The sequence below is a fragment of the Salinimicrobium sp. CAU 1759 genome (assembly GCF_054482715.1).
In genome coordinates, this window is record NZ_JBTLRK010000001.1 from 519,823 (window position 1) to 533,132 (window position 13,310).

Sequence of the window (13,310 nt, forward strand, 5' to 3'; positions counted from 1 at the left end):
ATTTTACCCCACTTACAAAATTCTTCCGCCAAGACTTGTTTTTTTATCTACTTCCGCTGGTCTTCCGAAAATCTCGACTGTACCTCCAAGCCTGGCAGTTGCCTTCACATAATCTGTAGCGTAGACCTCTCCCTTACCCGCAGTACCGGCACTTACTTCTGTTTTTGAAGTGCGCAGACCCTTTCCGTAGTAATGTCCACCGGTGTTGATCTCCACAACTTGTTCTTCGGCTTTACCTTCAAGGCTAATCTTACCTCCCGAAACTGCTTTTGCATTGATCCTACGGCCGTTTACTCTCGCAAAGATATTCGCTGCTTCCTGGGTGCGAAAAGTGAGCTCCTGCCCCTCTATTTCGCCCGAGACTTCCACCTTCGAACCTTCATTGGCATCAATAGTCGCAAGATCTTTAGTATAGACTGTGATACGGGTATTGTTCTTAGACCAGATGTTATCTAAGGTAAGCCTTATCTCCAGGCGGTCTTCCACGATATCAAATTTCACGTCATTTTTACTGTGGCCCGTGATAACAATGCGGTTTTTATCTGCAGGAATTACTTCGACTTCAACCGCATTAAAGGTCTTAACTTCTGAAAAATCTCCCAGATCCTTCTCCACATCCTGTGCAACGACAGAAAGACTTAGAAATAAAAATAATACCGGGAATAAAACTTTGCTTCTAATTTTAGTTTTCAACTTCATTTCTGCTTCCAATTAAATTAAAGTCCAGATGTCTTTTTACAAGATCGGCATTCTTCACTGTAACATATACTTCGTCACCTAACTGGTAGATCTTTCCTGTTTTTCGGCCTATGATAGCGTATTGATCGGGATCAAAATCATAATGATCTTCTCTAATGTCCCGCAGCCTAACCATACCTTCACATTTATTGGCGATGATCTCTACATAGATCCCCCATTCGGTCACACCCGAAATAACGCCAAGGAACTCCTCGTCATTGTGGTCCTGCATGAATTTAATTTGCATGTACTTGATAGAATCGCGCTCTGCGTTGGTTGCCAATCCTTCCATATTACTGCTATGCTGGCATTTGGACTCATATTCCTCTTCGGGGGCAGATTTTCCATTCTCCAGGTAATGTTGAAGCAACCGGTGAGCCATCACATCTGGATATCTTCGAATTGGTGAGGTAAAATGAGAATAATGACCGAAAGCAAGACCGTAATGCCCAATGTTCTCTGTACTGTAATAGGCTTTGCTCATTGTCCTGATGGTAAGCGTGTCAATAAGGTTTTGTTCCTTTTTTCCCTGTACATTCTCCAAAAGATTGTTGAGAGATTGCGAGATCTGCTTTTGATCTCTAAGGTTAAGTTTATGACCAAACTTACTTACAAGAGATTGTAATGCTGCCAGTTTTTCATCATCTGGCTCATCGTGGCATCGGTAAACAAAGGTTTTCTTTGGTTTCTGTTTTCCGATGAATTCAGCGACTTTTTTATTAGCCAGTAGCATGAATTCCTCTATAAGCTTATTGGCTTCTTTAGAAGTTTTAAAGAAAACTCCCACAGGTTCATTCCTCTCATCCAACTCAAATTTCACCTCGACTTTATCAAAGGAGATCGCGCCTTCTCTCATTCTTTTCTTCCGCATCACCTCTGCTATTTGATTCATCTTCAAAATAGCTGAGACAATTGGATCCTCTACAAGGTAACTCTCTCCGGTAAGGGAAATATCCGAAGGAATGTCTCCACCGGTGGTTTCAATTATATACTGCGCTTCTTCGTAGGCAAAACGCGCATCGGAATAGGTTACAGTCCTGCCAAACCATTGATCTTTTACCTCCCCTTTTTCTGTCATCTCAAATACTGCAGAAAATGTATATTTCTCCTCATTTGGTCTTAGAGAACAGGCATTATTGGATAAGATCTCCGGAAGCATTGGTACCACCCTATCCACCAGGTAAACAGAAGTTGCCCGGTTAAAGGCTTCCTCATCCAAAATGGTTCCCGGCTTAACGTAATGAGAAACATCTGCAATGTGGATACCTATTTCATAGTTCCCATTTTCCAGTTGTTGAAAACTCAGGGCATCATCAAAATCCTTAGCATCTTTTGGATCAATAGTGAAGGTCAACACTTCCCTCATATCTCTCCTTTTATTAATTTCTTCCTGCTGAATACTGGTATCAATCCCTTGTGCGAAATCCTCAACTTCCTGCGGAAATTCATGCGGAAGTCCGTATTGTGCCAAAATGGAATGTATTTCTGTATGATGTTCTCCCGGCTTTCCCAGGACCTGGGTGATACGGCCAAAAGGAGAATCTGCCTTTTCAGGCCATTCCTCCATCTCTACCACCACTTTATCTCCATTTTTAGCCTCTCCAATTTTGTTCTTCTGGACGAAAATATCGGTATACATTTTAGGATCCTGAATGGCTACGAAACCAAAATTTTCCTGAAGCTGCAAAACACCTACGAAGGTTGTTTTTTTGCGGTTAATAATACTGGTTATTTCACCTTCAGATTTTTTATTCCTCCGCCTTTTATAGATGTAGATCTCCACTTCATCCCCATTAAATGCTTTGTTGATATTATTCGACGGAATAAAAACATCTTCATTTAGATCTTCGACAATTACATAACCGCTGCCTTTAGCAGTCATATCCAATATTCCCCGGTATCTATCTACGTTGCTATTAAGACGGTAGCGACCGCGGTCAACTTCCTCTATTTTCTTTTTGGCAGCAAGTTGGGATAGAGTACGAATGATCTTGTTCCTATTGGTAGGATCATCCACTCCCATTTTTGCAGCTATTTGTTTGTAATTAAAGTCCTTTCCAGCCTCCTTGCGCATTATCCCAAGAATTGTTTGTGTCACGCTTTCAAGACTGGCAGATTTATTATTTCGGTTCTTCTTTTTACTCATTTCTAAATTTAAGCTCTAAAATTAAGTCTTAATATTCACATCTACCTGAATTTATAAGAAATTCCGGGAACCGGAAGGAGCTCTTTAAAAAAAGATAATAATTTAGTAAGAAAAAATTAACATAAAATAGTGATAATCCTTAAAATTATATTAAATTTGGTTAGATTTTTATCCCGTAGGATGTATGAGTAAATCAACTAAAATAACATTGGTTTTTATTCTAATCTTCGTTGTTGGAGTCCTTACTTTCGTGGCTTCCATTAATCACTCCCTCAACAATCCTGTACATAAAGGTCTCAATTTCGACGCTTCTCCACTTTATTAGAAAGTAGTATCTTTAATAGCAACCTGTTGTTATGAAAGATTTTATTACTCTTGCGGTATTCACTTACCCACATGAATTCACAATCCTAAAGCTTTTACTGCAACAGGAAGACATACGACATTTCTTTCAAAACGAAACAATGGTCGGTGTCTTTCCATTCTATTCAAATGCCCTGGGTGGCATTAATCTTAAAGTCCATCCCGGGGACCTGGAGAGAGCAAGAGAGATCCTGGACGGTTTCAACGATCACTCAACTCCTCTAAAGATCGTTTAGTTTTCAACAGTTATATTAATAATTCTATTTTCTTTCTTTTTTAAAAAATTAAAATGTTGATGTATTATAGTCTGTTGATATGTAGAACAACTTTTTTCAATCTTTTTTGGAAAAGAGATTAGAAGTAGTTCAGTAACAAGTTATGAACAGCAGCAGCCAATCTTAACGACTTGATTTATACTATATTTTTTATTTTTCTTAACAACTGTTCATAACGAAATGTGAATTCCAGTCTTTAATAACTTAACATTTTTTTAATGTTTAGAAGTCAATTTCTGATGCTGAAAACTTCTCCGAAAAAAATGACTTAAAAATTTCTTTCTCTCCTTCTTTCTTTCATATTGGGATTTCCCGCGACACTACCAAATTTCATTTTACTTTTTTCGCTGTCATTTATGAACAAAATATCCACTTTTATAAAAGCTTTATTTCTAAGGTATTGTAACATTTAATTAACAATAGGTAAAATAGAAGTTGATAAGCCAAATTTTTACCTTTGTGGCTCATTCAAACCTCCAGATCATGAAAATATCAATAGGAAACGATCATGCCGGTACCGCTTATAAAGAAGTAGTGGTTGATTATTTGAAAAGCAGAAATTTTGATGTCACAAACCACGGTACCAACAGTGACGAAAGTGTTGATTATCCCGATTTCGTTCATCCCGTTGCACAAGATGTGGAGGATAAAACTTCCGACTTTGGTATTATTATTTGCGGTAGTGGAAATGGTGCTAATATGACTGCAAATAAACACCAGGCAGTAAGATCTGCACTTTGCTGGTCAAAAGAGATCGCCGCTTTAGCCAGGGAACATAATGATGCCAACGTCCTTAGTATCCCTGCACGTTATACTTCTAAAGAGCAGGCTGTTGAAATGGTACAGGTCTTTCTTGATACCGAGTTTGCAGGTGGCCGTCATAGCCGCCGTGTGGAAAAGATCTCCTGTAAATAATGGAGGTGAAAATTGTCACTTTTGAAGAGTTAAAAATTGATGAACTATATAAGGTTCTTCAACTTCGTTCAGAAGTTTTTGTTGTAGAACAGGATTGTGTTTATCAGGATATAGACGGAAAGGATCAAAAAGCCATTCACGTTCTGGGCTTTGAAGAAGAGAAACTTGTCGCTTATACCAGGATCTTTGCTCCCGGTATCTATTTTGATGAAGCAGCTATAGGTCGTGTAATTGTCAAAGAAGGTTACAGAAAGAAAAATTACGGACATGAGATTCTAAAAGCTTCTGTTAGAGCTATAGAAGAGCGGTTCAAGACAGGTAGTATCAAATTATCGGCCCAGACGTACCTCATTAAATTCTACGAAAGCCATGGTTTTGAACAGGTTGGAGAAGGATATCTTGAAGATGGGATCCCCCACATAGCTATGATCAAGAATTAGCCTTTCAAGATCCCCTGATATTGATTTTTGTCCTGCAATATTTCTTTAGCCTTTAAGATCTCAGGATTCTTCTCAACATAGTAATCATAAAGGCCTTCTTTATAGAAATATCTTTTGATGATCTCTTCAGAAAGCAGGCTTATGATCTCAGCTTTTTTGGCCGTGAGAGCCTTTTCTTTAGAACTGGAGATAGCCTGCTGAAGCCCTGTTAGATCTTTGGAAATATCCTGTTGATAACCTTCTTTTTCAGCCGCAGCTATAACATCTTGCAGCTCTTTTTCAGTTTCAGTTTGAAATTCAAAATTTGTTGTTTCAAGGAATTTTTTAAAATCTGAATAATCTTTATCTGTAAAGCTGAATTCTTCAGGAGAATTTAATTTGTGGGTGTAGTAATAATTTGTTGCATAGTCAAAAATGGCATTTTCCTGAAGGATTGCATTAGTGATATCACTAAATTCTGAAGTTTCCATTTTTACATCAGGTGAGATACCTCCACCGTCATAGACCTTTCGGCCATTACGGGTCTTGAACTCGTTGTAATCTTGTGCTGTGTATCTCACTGCCTTCCCTTCTTTATCTCGTTGGCGGTAATCCAGTGCCTGTATACAGCGCCCACTGGGCGTATAATATCTTGAGATAGTAACTTTTAGCTGAGTACCGTAAGTGAGGTCTTTAGGCCGCTGTACCAGGCCTTTTCCAAAGCTGCGGGCTCCAATGATCACAGCGCGGTCTAGATCCTGTAGAGAACCGGCAACGATCTCACTGGCCGAAGCACTTCTACCGTTTATCAACACTGCCAATGGAATCTCTGTATCTATAGCCTTTCTGGTTGTTGAAAACGTCTGATTGTATTTTTCAACTGCCGATTTAGTACTGGTGATCAACTCTCCTTCGGGTACAAAAATATTGGTGACATTTATAGCTTCAGATAACAGTCCGCCGGGATTTCCGCGAAGATCTAAGATGATCTTTTCGGCACCTTGTTCCTTGAGTTCTTTTAAAGCTTTAACTGTTTCAGAAGAAGCATTTCGGTTGAACTGAGATAAAACTATATATCCCGTTTTATCTTCGAGTAATTTGAAATAAGGAACCGCTTTGATCTCAACAGCTCCACGGGTAAGTGTGGTGGTTTTTGTTTCTCCACGCCGTTTATAAGTCAGTTCCACATTACTATTTGGAGCACCTTTAAGCAGTTCTCCTGCATCTTCACTAAAACCGGCCACAGAAATATTTCCTATCTTGATGATCTCGTCTCCGGCTTTTAATCCGGCCTTATCGGCAGGATAATCTTTATAGGGTTCAATAATGACGATCTTATCGGCTTTAATTCCCACAGTTGCACCTATGCCGGTATATTCCCCGGCATTGTCTATTCTTGCGGCCTGTACTTCCTGTTCATTCCAGTAATGCGTATAGGGATCAAGATCTTCGAGCATAGCATTTATAGCAGTGTCCATTAATTCTGCAGGATTGGTCTCATCCACATAGTTCATGTTGAGCTCCTTAAAAAGTGTGGTGAAGATCTCCAGTTGTTTGGCTATCTCAAAAAAATCGGCTTTGTAACTTACACTGGTAAAGAACAGCACAGGAATGGCTGCCAAAAGTGTAATTTTAGAGAGTGTCTTTTTCATGTTCCTTCATTTTTTCTTGCTCCACAAATCTTTTAAGAAGTTCCTGGCTGCTGCGAAAAAGGTCTGTATAAGTCCAGATTTCGCGCCCGGTATAGATCAACATCAAAGCGTAATTACCGGCTAAATTACTGTTAACAAGATACTTATTTTTTCTATAAGCTTCCCGCATAAGCCTCTTAATTTTGATCCTGTCTACCGCCCGTTTGAAATTTCTCTTCGGAACAGAAACGGCAACCTTATTCAGCTTTTCTGAAGGATCTTTCAGCGGAAGGTATACCAGTCGTAGAGGATATTTCTTAACTGAATTGCCTTCAGCAAACAATCTGTCGATCATCACCTTGCTCTTAAGCTTTTCCTTTTTTCCGAAGCTTTCGTTCATGCGGTAAAATTATCATTTATAAATAAGTATTGATAATTATGTTTTACCTCATCAAAAAACACAAAAAAGCCCCTCCGGAAGAAGGGGCTCAAAAATGTCATTTTTGGAACCTATTCCTGTTGTGGTTTAGGGTAAACGTTGTTATCTCTTTTAATATCTGCCATCATCTGGCTTGGATCGATCTCTATTGAAGTTATCTGCGCTTTAGGCTTTTCTACAGTAAAGGAGTAAGTAGGATATGCCCATGCCCAATCTTCCCTGGTTTGCTCGTCATCAAAGCCCGGTTTCTCCCAACGCATCATTTGCAAAGGAATATAGAGGTCTTCGGTAGTACCGTCGTTGTACGTAACTTCCACCTCAACAGGCATCGGCATTTCTCCGTTTCTCACCAACACTATTCGGGTGTCATTCCCTTCCTCTTCTACAGCGTGAATTCCATAGTCAATTACGTTTGTAGTTCGGGTCCAGTCTGTGAGATACCAGTCAAGTTCTGCCCCGGTAACTTTTTCAGCTATTCTAATAAAATCATTAGGAGTTGGATGTTTGAATTTCCACTCGTCGTAGTACCTTCTTATCGTCTTTTCAAGGTTTTCCTGTCCAATTACGTATCCTAATTGAGAAAGAAATACAGCACCCTTTGAATAAGCCGTTGCTCCATAGGCAGCGTTATAAGTATACCTGTCGGCATGGGTTGTTTGTGGCTGCTCCACACCCGATGTTGCAAGTCTTACATAACTTCGGTAATTACCGGCTAACGGATTTTCCTGACCCTGTTCCATAACTTCATTCATTGCGAGATCTGCGATGTAGCTCGTGAAACCTTCATCCATCCACTCATGTTTGCTTTCGTTGGTTGCAAGCAAGTGTTGGAACCAGGCATGTGCAAGCTCATGGGCTGTAACTCCTACGAGGCTTCCAAAGTTTCTTTCTCCTGTGATTAGGGTAAGCATCGCATACTCCATTCCGCCGTCACCACCCTGGATCACAGAATACTGTGGCCATGGATATGGACCTATATTTTCATTGAAATAAAGCAGAAGTTCTTCAGTTTTTGGCTGAAGATTCTTCCAGTTCTCCTTTATTTCCGGATTGTCCTTGTAAAGAAAATGCAGTACCGTTCCATCTGCGGCAGTTCTTTTGTCGTGGATATATTCGGGATCTGCCGCCCATGCGAAGTCAATAACATCTTCAGCAACAAAATGCCAGGTTAGCTTCTCTCCTTTTTTTCTCTTGACCTTCACACCTTCGTCTTCATATCCATAACCTATTTCATTGGCATTCTGAAGAATTCCTGATGCTCCTACAATGTAATTTTTATCAATGGATATCTTCACATCATAATCTCCCCATACGCCATGCCATTCGCGGCCAATGTATGGATCTGCATGCCAGCCTTCAAAGTCATATTCGGCTATTTTTGGATACCACTGCACCATGGAAAGAGCAATTCCTTCACTGCTGTTCCTACCCGAGCGACGTATTTGCTCAGGAACTTGTCCGGCGAATTTCATCGAGAAATTCACTGTTTCTCCCGGTAGAATTGGTTCATCCAATTCTACTTCAAGCACTGTTCCTACTTCTTCAAATTGAAGGGTCTTACCATTCCTTGTAAGGGTATTTACCTTTAAATATCCCTGTTGTGAAGGGGTAAGTTTGGATATCCTGTCTCCTACCCGTGGATCTGGATCGGCAATGGTACGGGAACGAATGTCCATTTCACTTCCCGGTTGAAAAGCATTGTAAAATAAGTGGTAAAAAACCCTCTTTAGAGTATCTGGGGAGTTATTGGTATACTCCAATTCCTGCTCCCCTGTGTACTGGTAATTCTTCACGTTCATGTCAACATTCATGCTGTAGTTAGCTTCCTGTTGCCAGTATGAGGTATTATTTTGTGCTGTGATTGTAAGGCATGTAAGTAATGCCAGGGCTAATATTCCTTTCTTCATATTTAGTGTTTTCTATTTTGACATTTTATCGGCCAGGATCAGGGCGTTGTATAGATTGGCCATTTTTCCTGAAGTAGATAATTCTCTGAACTTTTTAGTATTGGAAGGATCTCCACCAATGATCACGGTAGCATTGCTGGTAAGTCCACTTTCCATGATCACCTTTTTCACCTCATCATCGGTCAATTTTGGGAAAAAGGAACGGATCATAGCTGCAACTCCTGCAACTGCTGGTGCTGCCATAGAAGTTCCCTGAAGGTATTCATATTCATTGTTTGGTGTAGTTGACCAGATCTTTGTCCCGGGAGCAAATACGTCGACATTTGTCTTTCCGTAGTTTGAAAATCCTGCTATAAGTCCCGAGCCGTAATTGTAGTTGAGTGCACCAACCGTCAAGAAATTCTCTGAAATCTCACTGGTGTTCTCAGGATCCTGGTCGTTTGGATAAACTGCATTTTGATCCAGATCAAGACCTTCATTTCCTGCAGCGTTCACTATTAAAACATCATTCTCATCTGCATAGCGAATAGCATCTCTAACCCACTCAGGATGTGTAGAGAAATATTTTCCAAAGCTGGTATTGATAATGCTTGCTCCGTTATCTACAGCATAGCGAATAGCAAGTGCAATGTCTTTGTCATATTCATCACCATCGGGCACTGCTCTAAGCACCATGATCTCTACATTATTTGCAACTCCATTGATTCCCATGTTATTATTCCTTTCAGCAGCAATAATTCCTGCAACGTGGGTTCCATGTTTAAGATCTTCCTTATCGGGCGTTGGTCCCATTACATTGTTGTTTCCATAATCTGTATCTGTAATGTCATCAACGTCATCACCAACCACAGAACGGGCATTGAGATCGAGGTTGAAGTGAGAAGAAAGACGACCGTCAAAATAATCGATTGCCTCCTGCAGTTGTGAAATAGCTTCAGGAATTGTTCCTTCAACATTGCTCATCACCTGGCTTAAAAAGCCTTTATACTGCTGCATTTCTTCTGTAGTTGCTTCCATATTTCTCAACTCAGCCAGAGTATAGTCTTCCTTCCCGAGCTTTGATGAAACCGCTTCGTGAGAAACTTTCAATTGCTGCACAATTCCTTCGTACTGGTTTTTCATCCCAAGAACCTCGTTATATTCTTTATCATATTCAGCTTTTGCTTTTTGATAAAGTTCAAATTCCTCCCGATTTTCAGGCTTTACAGCACCTGCAGGAACACTGCCGTACTTGGGCTTTAATTTTTTATAGATCCTTGTGTATTCAAGATTTTCCTCAACAGCATCACCTAAAAAATTCCAGCCGTGGATGTCATCCACATAACCGTTGTTATCGTCATCCACATTGTTATTAGGTTTCTCATTTTCATTGGTCCATATGACACCGTCAAGATCTTCGTGTTCAATATCCACTCCACTGTCGATCACAGCGACAATGACCTTTTTCCCTTTGTTGTTCTTAATGATCTCATTATAGGCTTTTTCAACGCTCATACCGGGTATGGTGTCTGAAATAAGATCGGCACCACCCCATCCCTGGAGCTGTACTTCGGTTAGTTCAGAAACCTTTAATGGTATCTCATCGATGTTTTCAATTGGGGTAGATACAATAGCTGGAGCCGAGCTTTTACAGGATGCCATTGCGGCAACCATTCCGGCTATGAGTAAGGGCTTGTAAATAGGGATCTTCATAATCTTCTAGTTAAAAATTTCATTAAATTTATATACTTCGTCTAATCGTACTCCTTTTTCAGTTTCTTTCACTGTAATGACTTTGTTATGGGCATCATGTTCCAGGAAGAGAAAGAAGTTCTCTTTTGCAGCTGTTTCCAGGAATGTTTTTTTCTCCGGAAGCGTTAACAAAGGCCGCGTATCGTATCCCATTACAAAAGGAAGTGGAATATGTCCTGCAGTAGGTAAAAGGTCGGCCATAAAGACCAAAGTTTTATCCTTATATTTTATGTGTGGGATCATTTGTTTGTCTGTATGCCCATCCACAAAAAGAATTCCGAAATTCAATTCGGAGGTTTCCTGATAGGCACCCCCGGCCCTGTTTATAAACTTTAACTGACCGCTTTCCTGCATGGGAAGAATATTTTCCTTTAAAAAGGAAGCCTTTTCACGGGCGTTTGGATTTGTAGCCCAATCCCAGTGTTCCCTGTTGCTCCAGAAAATAGCATTTTTAAAGGCCGGTTCATAACCTGTTCGATCTTTGTTCCACTGAACACTGCCGCCACAATGGTCAAAGTGTAAATGGGTCATAAAGACATCGGTAACATCATCTCTTGAAAAGCCATATTTCCTGAGAGATTTATCCAGGCTGTCGTCCCCCCAGAGATAGTAGTAGCCAAAGAACTTCTCACTTTGTTTATCTCCCATTCCGGTGTCAATGAGGATGAGGCGCTCACCATCTTCAATTAGCAGACAGGTTGCGGCGATATCGATCATGTTATTTTCATCGGCCGGATTGGTCCTGTTCCAGATGGATTTTGGTACTACGCCGAACATGGCGCCACCATCCAGCTTGAAATTACCGGCTTCAATTGGATATATTTTCATGAATTTTTAGGTGGTTTAAAGAGTCCTTGAATAAAATTCACTGTAAATATATTATTTTTTCACCGGGACTTATGTTGTCGTGATAGTGGAACGGCCTTTTTAGACCTTCAGGATTTACAATAAGAAGAGGGAGAATATTGATGTGATGTTCCCTTTGCTCTTTGACCCAGTTTCGGGTTGACATTTCTTCCTCGATGGTCACTTCCTTCTCCTCTACCTGATTTTGACTCAATTTATAGCTCCATGGCTCCAGTTTAGTTTTATTGGCAAACATGGACGATGCATTGATACGATCCAGCATATCTACGCCCGCACCCGATTCTTTTGGATCCATCAATACGATCTTCTTCGGAATATAGAAGGAGTCGTTAGCCAGTTGTGCAGCCAGTAAATTGATCTCACTATTGGGGGTAAGAGCTATAAAAGTACCTTTATCAATGGCTTTTGCCTGCTCCATGGTTTCTTCCTTGAGGATATTTCCAAAAACTGTGTCAATTCCCTCTTTGTTCGCAAGGGCTACCATTTCCCGGTTTGAGTCTACGAGAGTTACGTCATTTTCTTCCTTTAAGTGCTTTGCCAGGTATATGCCCAATGGATTTGCTCCAAGAATAAGAAATCCTTTTCGGGATTCCTGATGAATGAGTTCACCCCTGTCTTTAAGCCATTTTGTGGTCCAGGTGAGGAAAACTGGTACGGTTAAGGTTGTAAAGATTGCCATGAACACGAGGATCGAGAAAATTTCAGGAGAAATTATTCCCATTTCCAAACCAATTCCTGCTATGATGATCTCTACCGCTCCCCTACCGTTCATTCCGGTTCCGACCGTTATTCCTTCCCGCCAACCATAACCACTTGGGAGATAAAATAAAGCAGTACCACCAATTTTACCTATCATAGCAACAAGTGTCACCGCTATAAGCATCCACAAGTCGGTCTGAAAAATATCCAGGGTCACATTAAAACCTGCAGAAACAAAGAAAATAGGAGCTAAAAACCCGATTGACACATCGTGAAAAATGTCATTTATTTCCTTTGATATTTGCCTGTTGAAAACTCCGTCCCTTATGAATAGACCTGCCATAAAAGCTCCCAAAATGCTATGTAGCCCTGCGAGTTCGGCCAATTCGGCAAAACCAAAGACTATGATAAGGATAAGTGTAAAGTGAAGAGTTCGATCCTTAATCTTTGCACGGCTAAGGGTTTTCCCAAGCATTGGTAAAAGATAGATACCCCCTAGAGCCGTGAAAATGAAAAAAAGAATAGCTTTTCCGGCAACCCAAATGAGACCCATAGTATCGATATTCCCGGCGTCGACGAAGCTCATCATTCCGGCGAAAATGATCAGCGCAAGAGTGTCAGAAATTAGAGCCCCGGCCATGAGCACATAGGCGATGCGGGTATTTAGAAGCTTGAGATCGACGAGGATCCGGCTTTTTGTTGCAAGGGAAGTCACCCCTACTGCAATTGCGACAAAGATCGCTGCCATGTTCGTTCCTCCAAAGTATATGATCGTGTAATAACCCAGTGCGAATGGCACGATAAAACCTCCAATGGCTGCAAGAAGTCCCGGCCAGGAAGCCTTCCCTAAGTCCCGAAAATTGATCTCCATCCCAATGTAGACCATTAGCAGGATGATCCCTACCTCTGCCAGAACACTTATCATCTCTGAAGTTTCCAGCATTCCCAGAACAGCAGGACCCAGGATGATACCAATAACGAGTTCTCCTAAAATGGCAGGATAACCCATTCTTTTTGCAGCGGCACCACCAACCCAGGCGCCTATTAGGATAATAAGCAGACTTAAAATGTTGAACTCTTCCATAGGCAGGATTATTTGTTTCAGGTATTCAATATCTCATCTCAGGGGTTGCTGCAGTTCAATTTGCAGCACTACCATTTCCTGATTTTTAAGCAAAAT

At 40.7% G+C, this 13,310-nt stretch carries 11 protein-coding genes; 3 read left to right on the forward strand and 8 right to left on the reverse strand.

Features of this window, described 5'->3' with window-relative positions; translation table 11 throughout:
- Positions 1-12 precede the first annotated feature (12 nt).
- Positions 13-699 carry a head GIN domain-containing protein gene (locus tag ACXYMT_RS02365; RefSeq protein WP_459057483.1) on the reverse strand — a complete coding sequence of 229 codons (687 nt, stop codon included), beginning with the start codon at positions 697-699 and terminating at the stop codon, positions 13-15.
- Positions 683-2,884 (reverse strand): ribonuclease R, encoded by a 2,202-nt coding sequence (gene rnr / locus ACXYMT_RS02370; RefSeq protein ID WP_459057484.1) that lies wholly within the window; start codon positions 2,882-2,884, stop codon positions 683-685. The genes ACXYMT_RS02365 and rnr overlap by 17 nt, the downstream gene beginning before the upstream one ends.
- A gap of 356 nt (positions 2,885-3,240) precedes the next feature.
- On the opposite strand from rnr, the gene ACXYMT_RS02375 reads away from it, so the two are divergent.
- From ACXYMT_RS02375 to ACXYMT_RS02385, 3 genes are all read left to right on the forward strand, one after another.
- Positions 3,241-3,483 carry a putative signal transducing protein gene (locus tag ACXYMT_RS02375; RefSeq protein ID WP_459057485.1) on the forward strand — a complete coding sequence of 81 codons (243 nt, stop codon included), beginning with the start codon at positions 3,241-3,243 and terminating at the stop codon, positions 3,481-3,483.
- A 522-nt stretch (positions 3,484-4,005) separates the two neighbouring features.
- A complete protein-coding gene (gene rpiB / locus ACXYMT_RS02380) occupies positions 4,006-4,437 on the forward strand; it encodes a ribose 5-phosphate isomerase B (protein WP_459057486.1) in 432 nt (143 codons plus the stop codon).
- On the forward strand, positions 4,437-4,877 hold the full coding sequence (locus tag ACXYMT_RS02385) for a GNAT family N-acetyltransferase (protein WP_459057487.1): 441 nt from the start codon (positions 4,437-4,439) through the stop codon (positions 4,875-4,877). Before rpiB ends, ACXYMT_RS02385 begins: the two co-directional genes overlap by 1 nt.
- Here ACXYMT_RS02385 and ACXYMT_RS02390 read toward each other — a convergent pair.
- The 6 genes from ACXYMT_RS02390 to ACXYMT_RS02415 all read right to left on the reverse strand — a co-directional run bounded on the left by ACXYMT_RS02390 (position 4,874) and on the right by ACXYMT_RS02415 (position 13,214).
- The gene (locus ACXYMT_RS02390; RefSeq protein ID WP_459057488.1) at positions 4,874-6,508 is read right to left on the reverse strand and encodes a S41 family peptidase; all 1,635 of its coding nucleotides are present in this window, start codon (positions 6,506-6,508) and stop codon (positions 4,874-4,876) included. The genes ACXYMT_RS02385 and ACXYMT_RS02390 overlap by 4 nt on opposite strands.
- Positions 6,489-6,887: a ribonuclease P protein component gene (rnpA, locus tag ACXYMT_RS02395; protein ID WP_459057489.1), complete on the reverse strand. Its 399-nt coding sequence runs from the start codon at positions 6,885-6,887 to the stop codon at positions 6,489-6,491. Before rnpA ends, ACXYMT_RS02390 begins: the two co-directional genes overlap by 20 nt.
- A 110-nt stretch (positions 6,888-6,997) precedes the next feature.
- Positions 6,998-8,833, reverse strand: coding sequence for a M1 family metallopeptidase (locus ACXYMT_RS02400; RefSeq protein WP_459057490.1), 1,836 nt, complete (start codon positions 8,831-8,833; stop codon positions 6,998-7,000).
- Between the two features lie 12 nt (positions 8,834-8,845).
- Positions 8,846-10,525: a S8 family serine peptidase gene (locus tag ACXYMT_RS02405; protein ID WP_459057491.1), complete on the reverse strand. Its 1,680-nt coding sequence runs from the start codon at positions 10,523-10,525 to the stop codon at positions 8,846-8,848.
- A 6-nt stretch (positions 10,526-10,531) separates the two neighbouring features.
- Positions 10,532-11,392: an MBL fold metallo-hydrolase gene (locus ACXYMT_RS02410; RefSeq protein WP_459057492.1), complete on the reverse strand. Its 861-nt coding sequence runs from the start codon at positions 11,390-11,392 to the stop codon at positions 10,532-10,534.
- Positions 11,393-11,429: 37 nt separating this feature from the next.
- Complete coding sequence (locus ACXYMT_RS02415) at positions 11,430-13,214, reverse strand: cation:proton antiporter domain-containing protein (protein ID WP_459057493.1); 1,785 nt, start codon at positions 13,212-13,214, stop codon at positions 11,430-11,432.
- Positions 13,215-13,310 lie beyond the last annotated feature (96 nt).

Excerpts from the sequence above, each read along its gene's own strand:
- ACXYMT_RS02410 (WP_459057492.1), bottom strand. The coding sequence starts at position 11,392 with ATGAAAATATATCCAATTGAAGCCGGTAATTTCAAGCTGGATGGTGGC.
- ACXYMT_RS02390 (WP_459057488.1), bottom strand. The coding sequence starts at position 6,508 with ATGAAAAAGACACTCTCTAAAATTACACTTTTGGCAGCCATTCCTGTG.
- rpiB (WP_459057486.1), top strand. The coding sequence starts at position 4,006 with ATGAAAATATCAATAGGAAACGATCATGCCGGTACCGCTTATAAAGAA.
- ACXYMT_RS02400 (WP_459057490.1), bottom strand. The coding sequence starts at position 8,833 with ATGAAGAAAGGAATATTAGCCCTGGCATTACTTACATGCCTTACAATC.
- ACXYMT_RS02385 (WP_459057487.1), top strand. The coding sequence starts at position 4,437 with ATGGAGGTGAAAATTGTCACTTTTGAAGAGTTAAAAATTGATGAACTA.
- ACXYMT_RS02405 (WP_459057491.1), bottom strand. The coding sequence starts at position 10,525 with ATGAAGATCCCTATTTACAAGCCCTTACTCATAGCCGGAATGGTTGCC.
- ACXYMT_RS02375 (WP_459057485.1), top strand. The coding sequence starts at position 3,241 with ATGAAAGATTTTATTACTCTTGCGGTATTCACTTACCCACATGAATTC.
- rnr (WP_459057484.1), bottom strand. The coding sequence starts at position 2,884 with ATGAGTAAAAAGAAGAACCGAAATAATAAATCTGCCAGTCTTGAAAGC.
- ACXYMT_RS02415 (WP_459057493.1), bottom strand. The coding sequence starts at position 13,214 with ATGGAAGAGTTCAACATTTTAAGTCTGCTTATTATCCTAATAGGCGCC.
- rnpA (WP_459057489.1), bottom strand. The coding sequence starts at position 6,887 with ATGAACGAAAGCTTCGGAAAAAAGGAAAAGCTTAAGAGCAAGGTGATG.
- ACXYMT_RS02365 (WP_459057483.1), bottom strand. The coding sequence starts at position 699 with ATGAAGTTGAAAACTAAAATTAGAAGCAAAGTTTTATTCCCGGTATTA.